The organism is Marinilabilia rubra (genome assembly GCF_003121985.1).
In the GTDB taxonomy this organism is placed as follows: domain Bacteria; phylum Bacteroidota; class Bacteroidia; order Bacteroidales; family Marinilabiliaceae; genus Marinilabilia; species Marinilabilia rubra.
The window spans coordinates 13,520-38,764 of the sequence record NZ_QEWP01000005.1 but is presented as its reverse complement, the minus strand read 5'-3'; the positions used below and the strand labels follow the sequence as shown (position 1 = coordinate 38,764).

Annotated in this window: 4 protein-coding genes; 3 read left to right on the top strand and 1 reads right to left on the bottom strand. The window is 41.3% G+C overall.

Annotated elements, in window-relative coordinates; all coding sequences use genetic code 11:
• Nucleotides 1-63: 63 nt before the first annotated feature.
• The gene (locus DDZ16_RS07700) at nucleotides 64-2,976 is read right to left on the bottom strand and encodes a CheR family methyltransferase (protein ID WP_109263875.1); all 2,913 of its coding nucleotides are present in this window, start codon (nucleotides 2,974-2,976) and stop codon (nucleotides 64-66) included.
• 1,137 nt (nucleotides 2,977-4,113) lie between these two features.
• Between DDZ16_RS07700 and DDZ16_RS07695 the strand changes: the two genes are divergently transcribed.
• The 3 genes from DDZ16_RS07695 to DDZ16_RS07685 all read left to right on the top strand — a co-directional run bounded on the left by DDZ16_RS07695 (nucleotide 4,114) and on the right by DDZ16_RS07685 (nucleotide 25,154).
• Nucleotides 4,114-12,468 carry a T9SS type A sorting domain-containing protein gene (locus DDZ16_RS07695; protein WP_109263874.1) on the top strand — a complete coding sequence of 2,785 codons (8,355 nt, stop codon included), beginning with the start codon at nucleotides 4,114-4,116 and terminating at the stop codon, nucleotides 12,466-12,468.
• Between the two features lie 304 nt (nucleotides 12,469-12,772).
• The gene (locus DDZ16_RS07690) at nucleotides 12,773-15,127 is read left to right on the top strand and encodes a T9SS type A sorting domain-containing protein (RefSeq protein WP_109263873.1); all 2,355 of its coding nucleotides are present in this window, start codon (nucleotides 12,773-12,775) and stop codon (nucleotides 15,125-15,127) included.
• Nucleotides 15,128-15,407: 280 nt separating this feature from the next.
• On the top strand, nucleotides 15,408-25,154 hold the full coding sequence (locus tag DDZ16_RS07685) for a T9SS type A sorting domain-containing protein (protein ID WP_109263872.1): 9,747 nt from the start codon (nucleotides 15,408-15,410) through the stop codon (nucleotides 25,152-25,154).
• Nucleotides 25,155-25,245: the final 91 nt, after the last annotated feature.

The following is a 25,245-nucleotide window of genomic DNA, read 5'->3' as shown; positions in this document are numbered from 1 at the left end:
TAAACAGTTTCTTAGTTTCTGTTTTTATTTTATAATTCAGAAACAGGGATTTTGTTTTAGTACTTAAGCTTTTTGTTGTAAATTTAATGATGATACATCTGCAACAATACCGGTCAGTTTTAATGGTTTTCCGGTTTCGTCCCATGCGACCACCCCGCCTTTATCGAAAAACCGGCCGTAAGTGTTGTCTTTTCTTTTTATGCGATAAGTAACTTCGTAGTTTTCTTTTTTCCCGGCAAGGTGGTCACGCATGGCCTGCATACTTGATTCGAAGTCTTCAGGGTGAATAAGTTCTGTGATTTTATAGATCTGGTTGGGGAATTCATCGGGATGATAGCCCAGCATGGTTGCTTTTTTATCATCATATGTGACATTGCCTGAGGGGATATCCCATTCCCACCATGCCATTTTGCCGGCATCCATGGCTTGTTCCAATCTGGCAGCAGCGATATCTGCACGTTTGGTTTCTTTCTTAAGAGTGGAAATATTAACAAAAGTAATGATGATGCCATCCACCGCATTTTCTTCTGTTCGGTAAGGCATAATTTTTACCAGATGCCATTGGCCTGAATTATCGCAGATCTCTTTTTCAACAGGTTGTAAGTCATTTAAAACCTTCTTGATGTCTTCGATAAACGCCCCGTAATTTTCGGGCACAGAAATATGATGGATGGGGCGCCCAATATCCATCTCAATGATGTTTGTAAGTTTGGATACAACCGGTGTAAACTTCCGTATACATAAATGACTGTCCAGGAAAAGGGTTCCAATGTCGGTGTTTTTGAGGAGGTTGTTGATGTCATTGTTGAGTTTTGTCAGTTCTTCTATTTTGTCCTGATGCTCCGAGTTGACTGTGTATAGCTCCTCATTAACCGATTGTAGTTCTTCGTTAGTGCTCTGCAGTTCTTCGTTGGAGGCAATTAACTCCTCGTTGGAGGATTGCAGTTCTTCGTTGGAAGTCTCAAGTTCCTCTACTGTAGCCTGGAGGGTTTCTTTGGTGTATTGCAGCTCTTTTTCAAGTTCATAATAAGCCTCAGATTGTTTTTCATTTAAGTCGGTCGGTCGTTCTTCAGATGATTGTGTTTCCGTATCGTTTTTTATCTCTTTCTCAGTGAAGGACACAATAAAGTACTTAAAGGAATCCTGATTTTGATTCAGACGTCTGGTTTCAATACGGAGAAGCTTTCCCGGGAAACCTTTGGCATTTTTGAGTGTTTCAGAAGCCGGCGTTTGATTCTCTGTTCTCAGTTGCCGTAAGAGCCCCGAAACAACCATGCGCAAGTCCTCATTTAGCAGTGAAAGAAAATTATTGGTGAATTTGCCGGATGGCAGATTAATGTAGTCATTGATATTATTGATGACATGTATGAGATTAAAATTTTCATCTATGATCACTGAAGGGGGGAGAAGATCATGAATAATCATTTCCAGCATCTTATCCAGCTTCACATGATTGTGGCTGGTTTTATCCGTAACAGGAGACTGACTTTTGGTTGGTTTTTCAGAGGAGGTTCTTAAATGCGGTATGTTGGGCGCAAAGGGGGGCTTGAATCCTTCCCGCGCACGGAACAACTTCCATTTACTGTCAACAGGGGTAAATGCTGATTGCATATTTCCCAGTGATTCACTGGCTCCAACGAATAGAAAACTTTTTGACTTAAGGGAAAAGTAGAACGTGGAATAAATCTTTTCCTGAATTTGAGGTTTTAAGTATATGAACAAATTCCGGCAGGAGATGAGGTCTATTTTTGAAAAAGGCGGATCTTTCAGTATATTATGAGTGGCAAAAATGATTTTTTTCCTCAGGCCTTCGGATACCTTATAGCCATTCTCATTTTTCTCAAAATATTTAGCCAGTATTTCAGGTGAAACATCTGCTACAATGCTTTCGGGATAGAAACCTTGTCCGGCAATTTCAATGGATTCATTGTCAATGTCAGTTGCAAATATTTTTAGATCAGTGTTTATGCCATTTGTTTTCAGGTATTCCATCACTAAAATGGCTATTGAATAGGCTTCTTCTCCGGTCGACGTTGCAGCCACCCAGATTCTCAGCGTTTTCTTGTCTGATTGTTTCAACAATTCCGGAAGTATATTTTTCCTGATGCTTTCAAATGCTTCGGGATCTCTAAAGAAACTTGTTACGCCTATTAGTAATTCCCGGTATAAAATTTCTTTCTCTTTGTCCGATTCGCTAAGCAATTCCAGATATTCTTCCAGTGTTTGGAAATGATTGACCGACAGCCTTCTCTCAAGTCTGCGGGTGATCGTTTTCTCTTTGTAGAAGGAGAAGTCTGCTCCTGAGTAATCTCTCAGAATCATTAGTATTTTGGAAAGAACATCCGTTTCCTGTTTCAGAATGGAATCTATAGAACTGCTTTTTTCAATAAAGGGATGTTTCAAATAGCCAAGCAGTGCCTCGGGCATCTTTTCCGGTGGAAGAATGTAGTCGGTAAGACCGGTCGCTATGGTATTCCGGGGCATGCCGTCAAATTTGGAGGATTCTTCATCCTGCACCATAATCATACCTCCGTACTCTTTTATGGCTTTGGTACCCAGTGTGCCATCGCTGCCCGTTCCCGAAAGAATGATCCCTATGGCATCTTTGCCCCGTTCACTTGCCAGTGATCTGAAAAATATATCAACGGGCAAATGAAGACTTTTTCTTTGGCTTTGATCTTCAAGAAATAGCTGATTATGAAAAAGCGAAAGGTTTTTACGCGGAGGTATCAGGAAAATGGTGTTTGTTTTGAGTTGAGTCCCGTCTTCAATGACTTGAATGTCAAGTGTAGTGATACGCCCCAATAATTCGTCCATAAAACTCTTGTAGTCAGGAGACAGGTGCTGTATTACAACAAAAGCCACCCCGGGTTCGGGAGGCACCACTTTAAAAAAGGCTTGCAATGCTTCAAGTCCTCCTGCCGATGCGCCGATGGCAACCACCGGGATTGCTTCTTCCACTTTTGAGTGAGACATACCAAATGGGGTTTTGTTGTTGGGATAAATGTAATAAATGTATTTGGCTTCTCATTGGTTTTAACCCCACATTATATCTGCGTACCTTTATTTGGGAGACTTTCAATATTTGGAGTTTTGAGTCATTCTGAGCTTGTCGAAGAATCTGTCCCTTTTGAATACTCCCCAAACCTGCTTTATTACTTTTAGACAATCTCCACAGAATAAACACTCCCCTTTCAAAGTCAATTATTTGATTTTTCTTCGGTTGCCATTCGTCCCACCTTCGGGATTGCTTCGGTACTGCTTCGTACCTGCTTCGGTTGCTCTTCGGTTCGTCTTCGCTTATCCTTCGTTCCTTATAAGAAGCGAAGCCCGACCGAAGAACAACCGAAGAAACACCGAATCTGCTCCGAAGCAGTCCCGAACCAGGTCCGAACCAGGTCCGAAGAATCATCGAACAACCGGGATCTTGTTTTTAACCTTTCATTCTCCATTAAATAAATGAAATCTCTTCGAGGTTTCATTTATTTTCCTTTGTCCCTCAGTCGTACCTCCTTCGACCTTTGTTCGACTGTTCTTCGACACTTTTTCGGCCCTATAGAGTCGGACAAATGCCGAAGAAAGGCCGAACAAGCCCCGAAGAATGGTAGGAGAAGGGGCGATGGAGGCTATTTAAGTGGCAGAAAAACAGTTGATTAGATGAGTCTTGTCTTTGTTGTTATGTTTAATTGTGGTTTCATGAAAGAGTAAGTATTTAGAGTAGAGTTTATTGCGATTTTTGAAATTGTCTTGATTGGTTTTATAGGAAGGATTGATATGCTGCTTTGCGTTGACGAGAGGTTTTTTTTAATGCTTTTTAGGCTTCTTTCAGGTATGTTTAATGTTGTTGTTAAATGCGGCCGACTTGGTCTTTATGGTTCATAAAATCAGGTGTTTTTAAAAATAATTTGGTTGCTGGAACTTGCCTGTTTTCTCCATGCTCTTTTCCCCATGCTCCATGCCCATTTTTCTTTCACCTGTCAAATTTATCCATTTGTCAAGTGGTTGCTTTCGTTCCTCAAAGAGTTTTAACAAAAAAATCGCGCGCGTGTACAATTTAGCAGCTAAACCCTGAAACGGGTTGGGCTTTTTGAACAGGGTTAAATTATTAGTGATATGAGAAAATTTTACTTATTAATTGTTGGGCTTTTTATTGGGTTGAGCTTAAGCAATGATGCGTTTGGGCAGGATACTTATTATACTTTAGCCAGTGGTGACTGGGATAATGCCGACATATGGACACAAGATCCTGCAGGGGCAGTGTCTGTGGCTAGTGCGGTCCCTGCCGATGGTGATAATGTTATTATCTTAAGTGGAAAAACAGTGACTGTGCCTGATGGAGCAGCTCCTTATGACTCACCTTTAAGAGATGTTACTTTAAATTGTGGATCCGTAACAATATACGGCCAATTGGATTTAAGAACTTCAAGCGGTCATACCTTTAATGAATTAAAAGGTTCCGGTCGTCTTCTGATGGCAGCAGATAACTATCCTGCTATAACTGACGATTCCGATTTCACCACCAGGGGAGAAGGAGAAGGAACCGTTGTTTTTTATGGAGATAGCTTTTCTCTAGCATCTGCTAATACCTTTTTTAATGTAGAAATCGATATGAACAGCGGGCAAACAGTCTCTCTGGAGAATGATTTGTCGTTAAATGGTTCGTTGGTTGTAACGAGAGGCTCTTTTGGTATTAATGATGATGGACCGACTTCCCTTAATGTTACTGTTGATGGCGATGTGATTGTTGAAACTAACGGCCGTATTACTGTTGGAACCGGGGATGCATTTCACTGGCTGAATGTTTATGGGGACTTTACCAATGAAGGAAATGTGGATTTTAGTAATTCTTCTCAGTACGCAGAGGCTTCTGGTGGTGCGGTGAAATTAAAATTTTTGGGAGCCAGCAATAATTCGTTGGTCAGTAATGGGCCCACAGACTTGTATCGTCTTTTTATAGATAAGGGTAATGACAAGACTTTTAAGTTAAGTATTAATGCCGATCAAAATACCAATTTCAATCTTTATGGACCTGTTGCATCTGCCGATTATTCTGGTGCTGATGCCACAGATGGATCTGCCGGATGGCAGCGATTACCAATTGTTATTGAAAATGGAACGCTTGAATTAGGTTCAAATATTGTTATTGACCGTTTGGGAGAGAATATGAGTGGAAATGCTCCTAATGAATTTACGATACCTGAGACGGGACAGTTGATCGTAAATGGGGCTAGTGTTACTACTTTTGATGCTTCAGAGCATGGATACATTGCAGACTGGACCGGGATTACACTGCGGGGGGCATTAAAAATTTCATCTGGCTCATTAACACTGCCCGAAGAATCAAGTGGAATATCCTACTATGACAATGTATCCTTTCCTTCTTCTTTAATTGTAGAGGGGGGAACAATTTATGCAACTCAACTCCGACAAAAAGATTCTAATGGACGCTTGAATTATAGGCAATCCGGAGGTGCTTTCCATATCCATTCTTTGCCCACTAATAACTGGGGATCTCCATCGTTTGACATTGCACATGAAGATCAGGTGTTTGAAATGAGTGCTGGAACGATCGAATTCTCGACTGTCAATAAGCATAATATTACCGCACTACGCATTGCTTCAGGAGAAGGGAATTATAATGTTACGGGAGGAACCATTCAATTTAATACCCCAACTACTTCACCTGAAGGCAATGAGGCAGAAGTTTATTCAACTGTGCCTTTGTACAACTTAACAATTAATGCAAGTAGTTCCGGTCAGGAAGTTCAAGTTGTTGATCAGTATGGGGAAACTAGCAATCCTTCCAATCTTTCTATATCGAATGATTTAACAATCGCCAGCAATGCAACTTTTAACGACAATGGTTATGATATTTCTATTGGCGGTGATTTTAATATTGCCGGGACATTTACACAATCAGGAAACCTGGTTTTTAACGGAGCACAGGATGCTGCTATAAATAACACTTCAGGAGCAACTGTAACATTGCCTGGACTTCATGTCTTTAAAGAAAGGCATGAGACTTCAGGACAGTTTTATACTGTAAGCTTAACAGGATCAGATAATGTAACCATTGAAGGAACTCTGAAGCTTTCACGAGGTGCTTTTGATGTTGTTGATTTTACGCCGCAAGTGACGGATAGTGTGGTTATTGAAAATGGTGATTTAACTTCATCCGGAACTGGTGGGCTTGAGTTAACAGGTGCTTCTCAACAAGTGTTGAAAGGTGCAGGTGGACAAGACTACAACTTTGGTCGCCTAATATTAAATAATGGAAGTGCCTCACCGCAGGTTCTTCTAGACTCTGATGTAGACGCCGACCAGGTAATTTTTTCAACCGACCAGGTCGTAAACCTTGGAGGGTATAACTTGAATGTTTCAGGTTCCGTAAGCACAAATACTTCCTGGGGAATAAATTGTATGTTTCAAACTTCAGATTCTCCCCAATCTTCCGATGGAGGATTAACTTTGCAATTTACAATACCTGCCGGAATTACAGCTACTCATGCTACTTTTCCTGTTGGAACAGATCAATACTCACCCTGTGTTGTCAAAACTACAAGTGGTAATTCTGTTGATGCCAGTGGTAGCTTTACGGTTATTCCTATTAATACCGCACACCCATCAACTGATCCCAATAAAGCTGATGATGTTATATCATATTATTGGAAAACAAGAGTTTCTGGTTTTGATAATTTGGAGGATAATAGAATTAGACTTGAGTTTACTTCCAATAACAATTTGAAGAATCTGAAAGCCGCATTCCTTAATGGCTACGATTGGCAGGTAGGTGACTATAAGTACGGAAATAATGAAACAACCCTGATTTTTGATGGAACGACAAACTATGGACCGTATCCAAATATAATAAATAGCGATTATACAGCTGGATTAGATAATGGAAACGGAAAAATTCCTATTTCAGGGATTGATGTTTATTACAGTAATGGAAGCCATGATTGGAATACCTCTAGTTGGAGAGATCAGGATGGAACTACATCGGTAGGTCCTCCGGGAGAATCAGATGTTGCGGTGATTGAGGCAGGAGATATTGTAACAATTGCAAATAACAATGCTTTGGCTTCTCAGGTAGAAATAAACGGTACTTTAAAAGTAGCTCATGCAACATCAGGTCACTCTATTGATATTATTAAAGGAGGTGGCCGTTTGGTGTATGAGAATAATTATAATTATCACTCGGATTTTGTACATATTTCAGGAGATCATTCCGAATTTTGCAATAATGCATCAGCAATAATAGAATATACTTCGACTTCGGGTGCGGGGCCCCATATTATCCCGGACGATTCAAATGTCCCCATTTACCCAAATATTGTGATTTCTGAAGCCACAGGAACTACGCAAACGACCAATAGTATGAATCTTATTGTCAATGGAGATTTAACAGTCGAGAGTGGTGATTTCTTTTTGGATGGCAATAATGATGAGTTTGTTTCTGTTGGAGGAGATGTGAGCATTAACTCCGGTACTTTAACCTATGAATCGACTGGAATAAGGTATATGGATGTTGATGGCAATATTTCTTTTACAGGAACTGGGACTTTTAACGCCTCCGGTGGTACGGAAAACTATCTTTATCTTGACGGAAACATAGATTTGGGAAGTAGTGGTAATATAGATTTTGCCAGTGGTAATCTATCTGTTTATTTCCAGGGTGATACAAATTCCACCTATAGCTCCAGTGGGAATGTTGCTGGTTTTTATAGGACAGTTATTGCTAAATCAACGGGAGTTTATACAGACTTTACTTCAGATTTTTCGCTAGGTGCTTCAACCAATGGAGCCACTAAAGCCTTAACGTTAATTTCAGGTGATTGTTATTTGAACAATGCCTTGATTAATATTGACCTGACAACAGGTGGCAACAACTTTGAAATTCCTTCAGGTTCTGTATTGGAAGTTACAGCCGGTACTGTAAATGCATCCGGAAATTCAGGAATAAATCTGAATGGGTCCTTAATTATAAATGGCGGTACAGCCAATATAGATGGTTCTACTGCGGCCGGTGGCACATCTAATAGTAGTTTCATTGAATTTACTTCATCTGGCAATGCTAATCTTGAAGTAACCAACTTAGGAACTTTATCTGTTGGTGATCAGATTCGCCGGTCTACCAACTCAGATGAAGGCGTTTTGACATTTGTTCAAGATGGTGGTAATGTTAATATAGGTACAGTAGGTGCTGATATTAAAAGCACCCGCGGTATGTTTGAAATTCTTGGTACAGGAAGTTCATTCTCTCAGAATGATGGCGATGCTATAACGATTCATTCTTCCAATGGAAGTACATTGGTTCCGTCCTTGTATTTTAATCCTGAAACTGTGAACTATACCGGGCGTTGTGGTTTTGATATTGATGGTGCCACAATTTCGGATGAAACTTTTGGAATTTATGCTCCTCAGAATCTGAACGATGTTTCTATCTCAGGAGGAACAGGAAATGAATTGAAATTATTGACTCAGGGACATACGCTCAACGGTAATTTAACCATCGGAGCTAATACAACCTTTAATGCCAATGGGTTGGATTTGACTTTGAATGGAGACTTAACCAACAACGGGACTTATACCGCTAATAATAATACTACTTATTTTACAGGAGCATCAGACCAGACAATATCAGGAACTGGTATAACTACTTTTGCAGATGTTATAAAGCAAACCGGTTCCGGAACTTTGGTATTAGGTCGGGGTATTACTGTTTCAAATGACTTGACGTTAAGCAGCGGAGCTTTGAATACCGGTACATATGATCTGACCGTGCTTGGTGATTTGATCAATAATGTTACTACAGCAAGTACAGATCCAAGTCAGGGAATTGTTATGGCCGGTTCCGATATTCAACAAATTTCAGGAAGTGGGTCATATTCTGTTTTGACCATTAACAACGGAAATGGCGTTGTGTTGCCGACTCAATCAGGAGCGGTTAACTTCACCAACAAACTACGAATGGTAGATGGGGTTTTCGACATTGGACGCAACCTGTTGGTTTTTGGAGAGAATGCTTCCATTGAGGAAGTGAATCCTTTCTCAAATACCAATATGATTCAGACTAATTTGTCGTTTACTGATAATGGAATTAAAAAAACGTTCCCGGTTATTTCGTCAGCTACTTCGTTTACCTATCCAATTGGCTCCTTAGGGAAGTATACTCCCGTTGTAATGGACATAACTGAAAATGGTAATAATACGGGATCTATCAGAGTAAAGGCCGCTGATGAGCCACATATTTCTGTTCCAACGGCAGATCAGGGAAATGTATTGCAGTATAACTGGACATTAGATGCAGATGGTATCTCCGGATTTTCAGGGGAGGCAAAAATGTATTCTAATGACGGGGATGCTCCTGGTGATACCACTCAATACATTACAGCGCGGATTTTATTAGAGAGCACAGACTGGAACAAATTTACAACAGATGATTTTCAGGGACAGGCTGGTGCTAATGACCTTTCGATATTTACTTTTTCAGGGACCGGTGATAATGGTATTGACGGGGATTATACTGCTGGTATTGAAAGTGCAATACCGGATCAGGTTCCTTCTTATATTACAGTAACTGACGGTAATTATTCGAATACATCGACATGGGCAACTTATGATCCATCAACAGGAACGACAGGCTCGGCCGGAGTTGATGTTCCGGCAGGAGGACCCAGAGGCTCCATTATTTATGTTAATCACACGCTTTCATTTCCGGATAATTTTGAAGCAGCTTACAGGTCCTTTATTAATCCAACAGGAGTTGTTGATATTGGTACTTCAATAGGACACCGACTTGGAGATGTTTTTGGAACCGGAACGTTGAAACTTCAAAGTGGGGATTTGCCTGCCGGCTCTTACGATAGTTTCTTTTCTTCTGATGGAGGAGTGTTAGAATATGCAGGGACTGATAATTATGACGTGTTAAGTGAAATACCTAATGTTAATAGTGTTGTATTTACTGGAACTGGAACAAGAACACTGCCTAATATTGACGTTCAACTGTATGGTGATTTAGTTCTAAATGGCCCGGATATAGAGAACACTCATAATAACAGTATCTCTATAATGGGTGATCTTACTTTTAATTCCGGATCATTTGATGCAGGAACTTATGTTGACCCCAAAGTGCCAACCATTACTTTTAACGGTTCCTCAACACAGGTGATTTCAGGAACAACTGATTTTACAACCGCATCGGGTGGTGCATTCTATAACCTGGAAATAAATAATACTTCCGGATTAGAGCTTCAATCGAATATCGAAATAGATAACGACTTGCTGCTTACCTCGGGAGATATTATTTCCAGTTCTTCCACAATGCTAACTATTAATAATACTGCAACAGATGCAGTGATTGGAGGCAGTTCCTCAAGTTTTGTAGATGGACCAATGAGCAAAAAGATAAATGAAAGTTCTTCATTTGATTTCCCCGTTGGTGATGTATCCAGATTTGGAAATATTGAAATTAAACCTGTTGCAGGGGCAGGTGGTTATTGGACAGCTCAATACTATAATTCATCAGCACAAGATGATATCTCTGCCACCTATGGCACAGGTGTCGAATGGGTAAGCAATAATGAATACTGGAATGTAACAGCTCCTTCATCAGCCCTTGATGCTAATGTTAATATGAGATTTGACGGAGAGAGTGGCGTTAATGAAGATAATGCTTTGATTGTGGAATTTGTGTCATCTCAGTGGGATGAAGTTACCGGAACAGTAAATACTGGAATGGCCACCACATCCAGTGACAGTCCTGTTACTTTTTCTTCTTCAAGGTATCTTACCTTTGGAGTTGCATCTATTGCACCATATACATGGGAGGGCGATGATTTAACCAGCCCTACCGACTGGTTTACTTCCGCCAACTGGAGTTCAGGGATGGTTCCATCTGCTGCGAATCCTGCTATTATTGATGGAACGGGTGCAACTTATCCTGTGATTGATGCAGGTGATGCTTCCTGCGATGTTTTAACTGTTACAACAGGTGAAGTATTAACGGTTAGACCCGGAGCTTCTCTTGAAGTGATTAGTGATGTTGATAATGCTGGTACCATTGTCTTGGAATCGACCAATTCCAGCTTATCCTCACTGATATTACCAGAGACTATGACCAACTCCGGTAATGTCAATGTAAAACTGACTCTTGATCCCGATCACTACTGGTATATGAGCAGCCCGCTTCAGAATACTGTAGCCGGATGGTTCAAACCGTCAGAGGATGTCAGTAAAGATTATGTTTATGTTTTTGAAGTGGTTGATAACCGCTGGCAATGGATTCGTCTGGATCAGACAGATGTGGATAACAATCGTCCGATAGGCGATATGCAGGGTGTTGTTGGGTATTATTATACAGATACTAAACACCTGGATTGCACAGGCACGGTTCAAAATACAGATTTGACAGTGACGCCTGATGATCCCGGTTATCACCTGGTAGGAAACCCATATCCGACAGCTATTGACTGGGAAGACCCAGCCGGTTGGACACGAGATGGATTCTCTAATACTATTTGGAGTTGGATTACTTATGGTGGTATCCGTATCATCCAGACCTATAATAATAACGGAGATATCTTACCTGGTGTTTGGACGCTGGAACCTGACGGTTATGATGCATCTACTATGAGCCATATCCCTCCATATCAGGCAGTATGGGTGAAACAGGAGTCTGAAACGTCTGTTCCGTTGACCGTTAAACGTGCTGCTCGTGTAAAGAACAGCGATGCACCACTGAAGAGTGCTTCATCGGGAGAGAGTTCCTTTGAAATGATTCGAGTTAAAGCTCAGAATGAGTATACTATGGATGCCACGGTGCTTTATTTTAGCGATAGCTTTGTTTCCGGCACCGGAGTTGAAGACTCAGAGAAACGTTTCAATGGCTCAGAGAAAGTACCTGAAGTATACACAAGACTAAATACCCAGGCTTTGGCCATCAATGGCCAGCCTGTTTTGAGTTCTGAGGAAAATGCCTACGCATTAAGTGTTCGCAACCGTATAGAAGGTGAAGTCAGATTGGTCTTTGACCTTGATGAATTTACCGACTTAACCTATGATGTATTGCTGGAAGATAAAGTAGCAGGTGCGTGGACTGATCTCAGGGATGTCAACGAGTATGCCTATACACCTGTCCAAATGGGCGATGACCACGACCGGTTTGTGCTTCATCTTGATAAAGTTAAAGAGGTGCCGACCAGTGTGGAGAATCCGGAGTCCTCAGCTGCAGGTGATATTACCATTGTCGGAAAAGATGAATATGCGTTAGTGACCATCAGCAATGAGTTGTTGAGTGCCGGAAATGCAGTTATTGATCTGTTGGATATGAACGGTCGTTTGATAGAGCGAAAAAACACCACTGAGCAGGAAACAGAGATTGCTGTGCCAGCTAACAGCGGAATGTATATTGTAAAAGTAACCGCCGGTGGAAAGCAGAAGACTGAGAAAGTAGTCGGGGCCCCCTAAATCCCCCAAAGGGGGACTTTGGGGGCCTCCCTGTTGAAGATATCACAATTAACCCTGTGAAGTTTGAAAGCCTCGCTCCAAAACGTTGGATAGCGGGGCTTTTTATTAGTCATATTCTCCGTTTGCTTACGTAATTATTATAAAAGTACTTTTTAAACTTTATCTCTTAAACAAACTGATTCGTCAATACAACCTTGGTCTTTAATCAAAGCTTAATAACAATTCATCTGCCTTACGGTATAATTGTACAAGAGGACTCCCAAAAGGGTCTGAAATTTTTGAACAGGGTTAAAATTAGTGAATTATGAAACGGATTAGTTTAACTTTAATTGGGTTAATTTTTTTCTTTAGTTTTGATGTCGTTGCTAAAAAAGGCGGTAATGGCAACGGCGGAAACAACAATACTTACATTACAAACTCAAATTTCCAGGGTGATTTTGAAGACTCCAATGCCTGGGACAATAATAACATACCTTCCGATTTTGAGAACATCAATAAGGAAATGACCATTAATGGTACGATTTCGCGCAATGGGAATCTTAATCCGGTAACCGTAACCGTTAATGGTATATTAAATGTGTCAGGAAACTATTCCAATAATCAATGGGGCGGCTTAACTATTGAAGATGGGGCAACGGTGGAAATATTTGGAAATCTTGAAGGTTCTGCCGGAATTTCTGTGAAAAAGGGTGGAATCCTTATTGTTCATGGTAATTTATCATCAACTGGAAGCAGCTTCAAAACCAACGGTGATGTTATAGTCAAAGGGGACTTCTCAACTTCTTCCAGCACTCAGGTTCAGAATAAAGGAAACCTTGTTGTGGGTGGCGATTTTTCTCACCTTGGAGGAGGTTTGAATGCCAAAAGCGATGATATTTATATATTGGATCCTGAGGCCAATATCACTTCTCCTGGTTGGGGTATTATTGAAAACGGAGATTATGGTAATCTTGATGATTTTGTAATCAATGAAGAAGGATCGGTTCTTGAAGAAATAGTAGAGAATGTTGGGCTGGTACCTGCATTTTTCACATGGGTTGGTGGAACAGATAATGATTGGTTTAACCAGACGAACTGGAAAAACCAGGAAATCCCTGGAATAGAATCTTCTGTTAAGATTGAGTCGGGAGTTGTTTCTCCGGTTATTGATGGTGATGTTCTTATTTCATCGCTGTCGATAGCAGAGGGATCAAGTTTAGTATTGAATGTCGGTTCTACTTTGGAAATAACAGAAGATGTTCAAAATGATGGTTTATTTGTTTTAGAATCTGAGTTTGACAACCTTTCTTCTTTGTTGTTGCCCGACAATGCTTCAAAGCCGGGAAAAGCCAATGTGAAAATGTTGTTGCAGGAGGATCGTTACTGGTACATGAGTGCACCATTGAAAAATGCAGAAGCAGGTTGGTTTAAACCATCAGAAAATGCAGATAAAGATTATGTATATGTTTTCGAGGTAGTGAATAACCGATGGCAGTGGGTGAGGTTAAGCCAGGAAGATGTGAATAACCAAAGGGGGATTGATCCTTTGCAAGGTGTGGTTGCTTATTATTACGACAATGCCAAACAGTTGGATTTTACAGGTGAGGTAAACAATGATGAAATCGTTAAAGAATTTAATGACCCCGGCTATCACCTTTTAGGGAATCCTTACCCAACAGCCATTGACTGGAGTTGGGATAATGCAGACGGCTGGGAGCGTGAAGGCTTTTCCAATACCATCTGGAGCTGGGTTTCAATAGGTAATGAAAGAGTTGTGCAAACCTATAATGGTGAATTTGATATTGTAACACCTCAGGTTGAAGGTTACAATAGTGAAAACAAAGGACATATTCCTGCTTATCAGTCCGTATGGATTAAACAAACCACAGAGAAAGCAACCTTAACGGTAAAAAAATCAGCTAGGGTAAAGGATAACAGCGCACCATTAAAAAGCACTTCAGCCGAAAGCAATGATTTGGAGATGATCCGTATCCGGACCCAGAATGAATATGCCTTAGATGAAACTGTCCTATTCTTTAGCGAAGGCCTGTCAAGCAATGTGGGAGAGGAAGATGGTGAAAAAAGATTCAATGGTTCAAAGAACGTACCTGAAGTCTACACCAAAGTTGGAAATACCGATTTATCCATTAACGGATTACCGGCTCTTTCAGAACAGAATTATGAAATTCCTGTTAGCGTAAGAAACCGTGTGGAAGGAAATGTTACTTTGAGCTTTGATTTGAGCGATTTCGCAAATCCCACCTATGATCTGTTTCTTCAAGACACAGAATCCGGGGCCTGGATTAATCTTCGTGAGGTAAGTGAATATGTATATACACCTGATCAAATGGGCGATGATCATGACCGGTTTGTGCTTCATCTGGAAAAAGTAAAACAGGTAGCTACCAGTGTTGAAAATACGAATATCTCAGAAAAAGAAGATATCACCATTATCGGTCAGCAGGATTACGCTTTGATAAAAATCAGTCGTGGATTGCTGCAGTCATCCGAGGCAGTCATAGAAGTATTAGACATGACTGGTCGTCTGATGAGGAGCATTAATACCGGAAGTACGGAAGCTGAAGTGGAACTGCCCTGCAACAGTGGGGTTTATGTGGTGAAAGTAAATGTCGGAGGTATTGTTAAAACTGAAAAGGTCGTTATGAAAGCAGGTCGATAAATGGTAAAACGATAGATCTGGTAGAATATGGTCTCTTGAATTTCAAAGTCCCCCTTTGGGGGATTTAGGCGGCCTCCTTCATATTAAAAATATTCACAATTAACCCTGTGAAGTAAAGAAGTCTCGCCCCAAAACGTTGGGTAGCGAGACTTTTTTCTTTTGTCAGTGATATTGTGACATTGGTCTAAAAAATCGAGCATGCAACCAAATATAAGGATCTTTGCAGCGGCCAATACGTTAATGAAATCAAGGTTAACTGGACGAATTAAAAATTCGAATTATGAACAGGGTTATTTATTTATTGGGTATAATTATTTTTAGCATGTTTTCTTTTTCAGGAGTGGCTCAAACCGGGCCTGGTGGAATTGGAAATGTTAATGGTGATGATGGCCAGCCAATACTTCTTTTCTGGCTAAATGCCGATTCTCTTTCTTTATCTGATAATGACAATGTAAGTGTATGGAATGATCTTTCAGGTAATAGCTATGATTTTTCTCAGGCACAAATATCTGAACAACCAGTCTTTAAAACTTCTTCGATAAATGGACATTCGGCAATAGAATTTGACGGTTCTGATATGTCCCTGATTGATGATGACGGCGAGTCCTACTTCAACGGACTGGATGGTTTCTCATTTTTTGCTGTTGTGCAATCTGATGTTACAAATACTGATGCCGGTTTTTTTGACACTGAAGATCCGGATGGTGGCGATGATGTTTTTGCGGTACGATACGATGATTCTGGTGCCAATGGAGGAGGAGACGATGTAATTAAGATTGGAGTTCGCACCGGTAATGGCCAAGTGCAAATTGAATCTTCTGAAAATATTCAGACAACCTCACCACAATTAATATCATCTCAGTGGACTGACGGGGGAAGTATTCGGTTGTTTGTAGATGGTAGTACCGATGTTTTAACTGATGATGATGGTGCTTTGTCGGGGACTATCACAAACTCCACCAAACTTATTGTTGGGCAGGGGCCCAAAGATGCAAACGGTTCGTGGGATGGAAAGGTTGCCGAAGTCTTTTTGTTTGCAGAAGTGCTTAACTCAGCTTCACGTGCTGTTCTGGAAAATTATATCTCGCAAAAATATGCCATCACTATTGCCAATGACTATTTTTCCGGAGGCGATCCTGCCTGGGTGCATAATATATCAGGACTAGGGAAAGAGAGTGATGGAGCACAAAATCAGGCTTATTCTGCAGGATTAACGCTTTTTCAGGACGGAGATTTCGATAATGGAGATTATTTGTTCCTCGGACATAACAATGCTGTAAATAATGAAGCCAATATTCGTTATGGATCAGATATTACTGGTTCTGGTGCCGAATCTGCCTGGAAAAGAGATTGGTATGTTGAAAAAACAGGTAGTCTGAATTCGCAGTTTGTCTTTAATATTGCAGAGGGTTTTGAAAATGGTAACCATCCTCATAGTCCCGATGACTATGTATTGTTGTATCGATCGGGTACTACCGGAGCTTATAGCCAGGTGACTACTGCCACCAGCATTAATGGTGCAGAGGTTTTATTCAGTGTGCCTGATGCGGACTTGCAAAATGGGTACTATACTTTTGGTTCATTGGATCAAACAGGAAGCCCTGTGCAGGGACAACCGGGGAAGATATGGTACAGTCTGGTAAGTGGTGATTGGGATAATTGGGAAATATGGACATTGGATCCATCAGGAGCTTTGCCCGATAACCCCAATAATTTGACCCCTTCTGCTTCAAATTCCGACAAGGTGGTCATTTTAAATGGTCGTACCGTTGATGTAACATCCGATAATTTGAATAATGCTTCAATAGAAGTGAATGGTCGTCTGGATCTCAACGCTACAACGGGCCATTCATTTGGTGAAATAAGCGGTAACGGAAGAATTCTTATACAGGCTGATAATTTCCCTTCAGGGGATGCTTCGGCATTTAATGCACAGGGAAATGGAACCGTCGAATTATATGGAGCGGGTTATGATCTTACTACATCGCAGACATTTAATGATGTAGTAGTAGAGATGGATGCCCCGACCACCAAATTAATTCTTGAAACGGATTACACCATAGTTGGGAATCTTACTGTAAAAACCGGGGATTTGCAAATTAACGATAATGCAAATACCAATCCTTTAATGCTCGATGTTGCGGGAGATGTAACTGTTAACTCAAATGGTAGATTGTCGGTAGGAACTGCCGATGCTTACAGTTCTTCCCTCCAATCCGGTTATGGTAACTATCACAAAGGCTTTCACCAGTTTAGAATTGGTGGAAATTTTCTAAATAACGGAGTAGTAAGACTTACTAATCTGTTGGCTCCTGATTATAATTCCAGAGCCACAAATGGTGCTGTTTCAATGGTGTTTTATGGAGCTTCCAATAAAGGGTTTTTGTGTAATAACACCACTGACCTTTATAATCTGGTGGTAGACAAAGGCAACGACCGCACATATGAATTGGAATTATACGCCGATGATAAAGCCTATTTTGCACTTTTTGGTGAAAACGATGAACAATGGGATGATACCGATTCTGCACATCCGGAAAATCGCAAGGCACTTTGGATCAAAAATGGAACACTCAGACTGACCGGGAGTGTTTTTATTCCATCTTTGACCGAAGGGAGTCGGGATTACACCATTGGTCAGAGGGCCGGTCTGGTACTTGATGGCCCCGATGTTTATGTGCAAAATTCTGCCGATGAGAACACGGATTTCTCAGGTATGACTCATGGGGCGCCGGATGGTATTAACACCGGAGGCAGCCAGCAGGGGCTTTACCCATATGGGAAGTTACAGGTTTCCAATGGTTATTTTTACCTTGGAAAAGGTGAAGCCATAAACTTTAGAGATGAGGCTCCGGGAATTATTCAGGTTGACGGAGGTGTTTTAGAAGCCAATCAAATTGCAATAAGTAGTTCTGCTTCACAAGGTAATTTCTCATTTGTGCTCAATGGAGGAGAAGTTAGAGTAACCGATGAATATGGTTCAGATGGGGGACGGGCGTTGCTCAATCTTGATAATGCAGATATGACTTTTTCTATGACCGGAGGAGCATTGTATGTTGATGGTACCAGTGGTCATGACCCTAATGGAATTCATATTGCCAGTTCGATTGGTAATTACAATGTTTCAGGCGGTACTGTTTACATTAATTCAGGTTCCAATACGGAGGTTTTATCCACTGCTCCGTTCTATAATTTGGTCATAAATGGAGGTTCTTCCCTTACTTTGCAGGAACCACTGACTGTGCTGAATGATTTGGAAATTCAATCCAATGCAACACTTACAGCCAACGGCCACGATGTTTCTATTGGTGGGGATTTTGATCTGAATGACAAGGGAACATATACCCACGGAGGCAATACTACCCGTTTTATAGGCAGTGGACGTTCTAATATTTACATTCGGAACACAAATACAATTCATGAATTAACTTTGAATGACGTTGAATTGGCCAAAGATCAGCGTTACAATACTTCCCTTTTTCACCGGGTTGAAGTGGTGAGCAATGGAAGAGCCTCTGCTGATTCTCCTCTGTTGATTGAAGGTAATCTGACTGTTTTACGCGGAGAATTTGATGTGGATGAGTATCTGGTGGATGTGCGTGGCAATGTTGAGATTGTTGACGGTCAGATGATAGCCACAGATAATAACCCTGGCCGGATAAGACTTAATGGGAGTTCACAACAGACCATAAAGGGTGCTTTAAGTAAAGAGCAGGATTTTGGCCATATTGAACTGGATAATAACAACGGTGCTTTATTGTTGAGTGACATTAATGTTTCTGAATTTACACTAGTTAATGGTGTAATGGATCTTGATGTTTACAACCTTGATATTTCAGGGCGAATTAATGGTAGTGGCTATTCTGGATCTAAAATGTTTAAAACTGCAGGGAATGCCTCTGATGGAGGTCTTACTTTATTTGTGAATTTGGAAGATCGCTCTTATTCAAGTGAGGAAGTCCTGTTTTTTCCTATAGGATCTTCAACAGGGTTTAATACTGGAAGTGTATTTATAGACGGAAATCCGGGAATTACCCAAGGTGAAATTACACTGAAAGGTGTTGATAGAAGACACCCTGCAGCTTCCTCTGGAAATGCTCTGGAATACTATTGGGTTGCATCAGTCGATGGATTTGATGGAATTAACTCTTCCTCCGTGAATTATAAATTGACCTATTTAAGTGGTTTTGATAACGGTTGGCAGGTTATGAAACTTTTGGAAAATACAACCGATTGGGTAAAAAATAATGATGATGCTACTCCGGATGCCTATTTTTACGACGTAGGAATGGTTGGAGGAGATTTTACAGTCGGAAATCCTTCCGGGTTTAATAATCTAAAGATTTTTTATAGCCGTCAGGACGGTGATTGGAGTTCTAAAAATACTTGGTCTAATGAAAGTTATGGTGGAGCTAAGGCTAATTCTGCTCCCGGACCTTATGATATTGTAAAAATTGGATATGAAGGAAGTCCAGGAAGCTATGTTCGCCATAGGGTTACATTGAATGTAGGCACTCCCTCTAATCCGGTTGAAATTGCGGCGTTAGTTCTTGAACAAAATCCTGAAGCCGGAGCAAACGAATCAGAAATGAGCCGTTTAATTATTCCTCCCACAAGAGGGTTGAGGGTTAATGGGAAGATTTCCGGGGATGGAGAAGTACAATTTCAAATGGAGAATTCCAATATACCTCTTTTTGAGGGAGATTTTGGTGAGTTTGTTGAGACAGAAGGTGCCAGCTTTATTATGCGGTCTAATGAAGGTAATGTAATTGCACCAACCAATTTAACAAGATTTCCCAGGTTAAGTATTCCAGGTTCTTCCCCTGACTGGACCGATTCGCGATCAGTTACTTTTATTACTGATATCACATGTGAAAACCTGAATGTAAGATACGGAGGAACTCTGCGTTTAAATGATGGTGGTGCTGGTGATGTTGAGGTGCTTGATTCGCTGAGAGTGGGAGGTATCGGAACAGATAATGCTGGGCGGATTATTTTTCCTAATAGTGGAAACAACAGATCACTTACAGTACAAGGAGACTTGTCAATGGACACAGATGGGGCTGCTTATACAAATAACCAGATAATAGTTGAAGAAGGAGGCAATTCTGATTTGAAACATCGACTTATTGTGTATGGAAATATTCAATTGCGTGATGATAACTCACTAATTGATCTTTTTACTAACAATGATGGTCAAAGCAATGCTATCCTAGAAATTACTGGCGAAGCTGGAAAGTCTTTCGAAAAAGCTCCAGAGGCAACTGCAGATTTTTACCGCATTGTCATGAATAAAATGGAAAATAAAAGCTTTTCATTTGAAGATGACTTCACGCTCAATGGCCCATCCGATGGTGATACAAAAGCCCTTGAGTTAATTAGTGGAAGGTTGCAGTTACGAGACGCCGGTATCGATGTGACACTTTCTTCGGGTGGAGCAGACTTCCGAATTCCTGCAGAAGCTGAGTTGTATACAGGAACTCAGAGTACAGTCAGGGTAACAGGCGATAACACGGGTATTTGGTTAGATGGTAAAATTAGTATTGGATGGGATACTTACTGGTATATAAACGGCGGAGTGAACAATTACATCGAATACACTGCTTCCGGTAATTCAACTATTGTTATGAATCAGGGACATTTGTATGTTGGATCCCAGATTCGTCGCAACCCGGCCACCGAAGATGGAATCCTGCATTTTAACCAAAACCATTCCAATTCAGAAATCGTAATTGGGTCAAATGCCGATCAGGGAGGTGAGGCTGCCCGGGGGATGTTGGAACTTTTGAACACCTCAACTTTTTCACAGGTAGATGGCGCTGAGTTAATCATCGCTAATAGTGTTGCTAACTCATCTGTTCCATCCTTTTATCTGGATATTGCGAATGATGATGTTACTCTGGGGGCAGGATCTTCAATAACATTTGGAAATACAGACACCGGGGCAGCTCAATCTCTTGGGCTATACTCCTCTGTGCCTCTTGAGAATGTTATTGTTAATAATGTTTCAGGCAACAACCCCGAGGTTCTTATGCAGATTGTTCCCCTGGAGTTAAACAATTTAACTGTTGATGCAGGAGCTGTATTTAATGCAAATGGTCTTGATTTAACATTGAATGGCAATTTTACAAATGATGGCGACTTCGTTGCCGGAGGTAATAATACTTTCTTTACAGGTTTGACAGATCAAACCCTCTCGGGCAATACCACATTCTACAACTTGCAAAAAGATGGCAGTACGGATTTTATCCTGTCTTCTGGTGTGACAGCGGTTAATGTTGCCAACAATATGAGCATTAATCAAGGTTCTCTGATTGATAACAGCAATACTGTTTTTGTTCAGGGCGATGTTTTCTTTGATGGTATTCATCAATATGGTGGGGCTGGTAAAGGTGTGTCCTTAAATGGGAGTAATGCTCAATTGTTAAGCGGAAACGGAACTTTCGGAAAACTGACCATTAATAACAGCTCGGGAGTGAATGTTCCATTAGGCAACGATTTAACCATTATCAATTCCCTGAGAATGGAACGGGGTATATTTAACATTGATAAAAATCTCCTGGCTTTAGGAGAAAATTGTGAAATAGAAGAAGTCGCTGGTATTGCACCTTTTTCGGCAAGCAAAATGATTCAAACCAATATTTCTTTTACAGATAATGGAGTTAAAAAAATCCTTCCAACCGGAGCAGCTGGTTTCGTATTTCCAATGGGATCAACCGGGAAGTATACTCCGGTGACTTTTGATATTACAAATAATAGCGCTACGGGAGGAAGTATTGTTGTTAAACCATCGAATGAGAAACATCCAAGTGTTTCAGATCCCAATAATGTTTTGCAATATCATTGGGTATTAAGAGCTGATGGTTTGACTGGTTTCAGTGCCACAGCCCGAATGAAATATGTTAATAGTGATGTTGAAGTAGAAGCCCCCAATACCATAAACGATTACTGGACCGCCAGATTGTTGTCTGATGGATCGGGAAATTGGGAAAAGTACAGTGGTGCAGATGTTATTGATGAGAGTAATCAGGAACTGGTATTTACTTTTTCGGGAACCGATGATGTTGGCATCAGTGGAGATTACACTGCGGGGCTGGAAACAGCAATCCCCGATCAGGTGCCCGGATATATCACAACGACTAGTGGTAACTGGACGGATGAAACCATCTGGGATACATACCCTGTCCCCGGCGGAACTGTACCTGCCGGAGGGCCTCGGGGATCCATGGTGTATGTTGATCATCAGGTGACCATCCCATCCAATTATGTTTCATCTTACCGAACCACTATTAATGCCGGTGGAGAAGTGGTTGTGGGCCAAACTTTTGGTCACAGGTTTGGAGAGGTTGACGGAGAAGGAATCCTTAAACTTGAGAGCGGAAATTTACCTGCCGGTATTTACGACAACTTTTTGCTGTCTGGTACCTTTGAATTTACCGGTAATGGAAATTATGACGTCCTCAGTAGTTTTAGTGATGTCAATAATTTGATATTCAGTGGAACCGGTGAGCGCCGTTTGCCAAATATTGATTTGCAGATTAATGGCAATGTTTTGCTTTCCGGTGCTGACTTAATTAATGAGCATAACAGGTCTATAGGGCTTGGAGGAGATTTTGAGTTTAATTCGGGAACCTTTGATGCCGGTACCGGAAGTGATGCATCATGGATTTTTAATGGCAATGCTCTTCAGTATGTTACCGGACTTACCGGATTTATCGGTGGTAATACTTTCTACAATTTTGGCGTCAACAATACTTCAGGGATCGTTATAGAAACGGATGTGGAAATTGATAATAGCTTATCGCTTACTTCAGGGGTGATTAATAATTCCCTTGGCAATCGTTTGGCATTAATGAATGCGTCTTCTGCTTCTGTTACAGGAGGAAGTTCTTCTTCTTACATAACGGGACCTTTTGAGAAGCTGGTCAACAATGGAAGTTCATTTACTTTCCCTATGGGTGCCGGAAACCGGTATGGTGAGTTGGAGATATCTTCAACTCAAACAGGTGCTGCTGCTCCATGGCAGGTTCGCTATTTTAATGCCGATCCGGGAGATGCAGGTTTTGATCCCGAGTCTTATGCTGCACCTATTGAGTTTGTAAGCCGCAATGAATATTGGAATGTAAAAGGCCCTGATGGAGCTAATGCCCATGTTACTGTTCGCTGGGACTCTCAAAGTGGTGTTTCAGCTGATGCAGGGGAGCGTGATGATCTGAGACTGGTTTCCTGGGAAGATCAGGCCACCGATAGGTGGGAAGAAGCCGGTAGTAGTATTACCGATAACGGACAAAACTCAGGAAACATTCAATCTGATGCCTTACTAAATTTTAACGAGTTTGTGGATGGGAATTACTATACCATTGGTGGTGTTCAGGTTTACAATTACAGTTGGATAGGTGCTACCGATGACTGGTTTGTCGACTCAAACTGGGCAAGTAATACTGTTCCTTCCATTAGTACAGAAGTTTCCATTCCCGAAGTTCCTTCAGGCGGTAACCAACCAGTGATAAACGGAGATGCCTTCTGTAAGGACTTGAGCCTGGAGGCTAATTCCAGTCTTACTTTACGAGCTGGTTCTACCTTGGAAATAGCCAACGATGTGGATAATTCCGGCACCATTGTTCTGGAATCTACCAATTCCAGCCTGTCTTCACTGATGTTACCCGAGACTATGACCAACTCTGGTAATGTCAATGTAAAACTGACTTTGGATCCCGATCACTACTGGTATATGAGCAGCCCGCTTCAGAATACTGTAGCCGGATGGTTCAAACCGTCAGAGGATGTCAGCAAAGATTACGTTTATGTTTTTGAGGTGGTTGATAACCGTTGGCAATGGATCCGTCTGGATCAGTCCGATGTGGATAACAACCGTCCGATAGGCGATATGCAGGGGATTGTTGGGTATTATTATACAGATACAAAACATCTGGATTACACCGGGACGGTTCAAAATACAGATTTGACAGTAACGCCTGATGATCCCGGTTATCACCTGGTAGGAAATCCATACCCGACAGCTATTGATTGGGAAGATCCAGCAGGATGGACACGTGCCGGTTTTTCCAATACCATTTGGAGTTGGATTAATTATGGAGGTGAGCGTATTATACAGACCTATAACAATAATGGAGATGCATTGCCGGGTGTATGGACATTAGAACCTAATGGTTACGATGCTTCTACCATGAGCCACATCCCCCCGTATCAGTCGGTATGGATGAAGCAGGAGTCTGAAACGGCTGTTCCATTGACTGTAAAACGGGCAGCCCGGGTCAAGAACAGCGATGCACCTCTCAAGAGCGCTTCATCGGGAGACGGTTCCTTTGAAATGATCCGGATTAAGGCAGAGAATGCACATACAATGGACGCTACAGTGCTTTATTTCAATGGCAGTTTCATTACCGGCAAAGGCAGTGAAGATTCAGAGAAACGTTTCAATGGCTCAGAGAAAGTTCCTGAAGTATACACAAGCCTAAATACCCAGGCTTTGGCCATCAATGGCCAGCCTCTTTTGAGTGCTGAGGAAAATGCATACGCATTGAGTGTTCGCAACCGTGTAGAGGGTGAAGTCAGATTGGTCTTTGACCTTGATGAATTTACCGACGTAACCTATGATGTATTGCTGGAAGATAAAGTAACAGGAGCTTGGACCGATCTCAGGGATATCAACGAATATGCTTATACACCTGTCCAAATGGGCGATGACCACGACCGGTTTGTGCTTCATCTGGATAAGGTTAAAGAGGTGCCAACCAGTGTGGAAAATCCGGAGTCCTCAGCTGCGGGTGATATTACCATTGTCGGGAAAGATGAATATGCGTTAGTAACGATAAGCAATGAGTTGTTGAGTGCCGGAAATGCAATTATTGACCTGTTGGATATGAACGGTCGTTTGATAGAGCGAAAAAACACCACTGAGCAGGAAACAGAGATTGCTTTACCGGACAACAGCGGAATGTATATTGTCAAAGTAAGCGCTGGTGGAAAGCAGAAGACTGAGAAAGTAGTAGGGGCCTCCCTGTAAAAGATATCACAATTAACCCTGTGAAGTTTGAAAGCCTCGCTCCAAAACGTTGGATAGCGGGGCTTTTCCTATTGTAGTTACTTTAATGTTA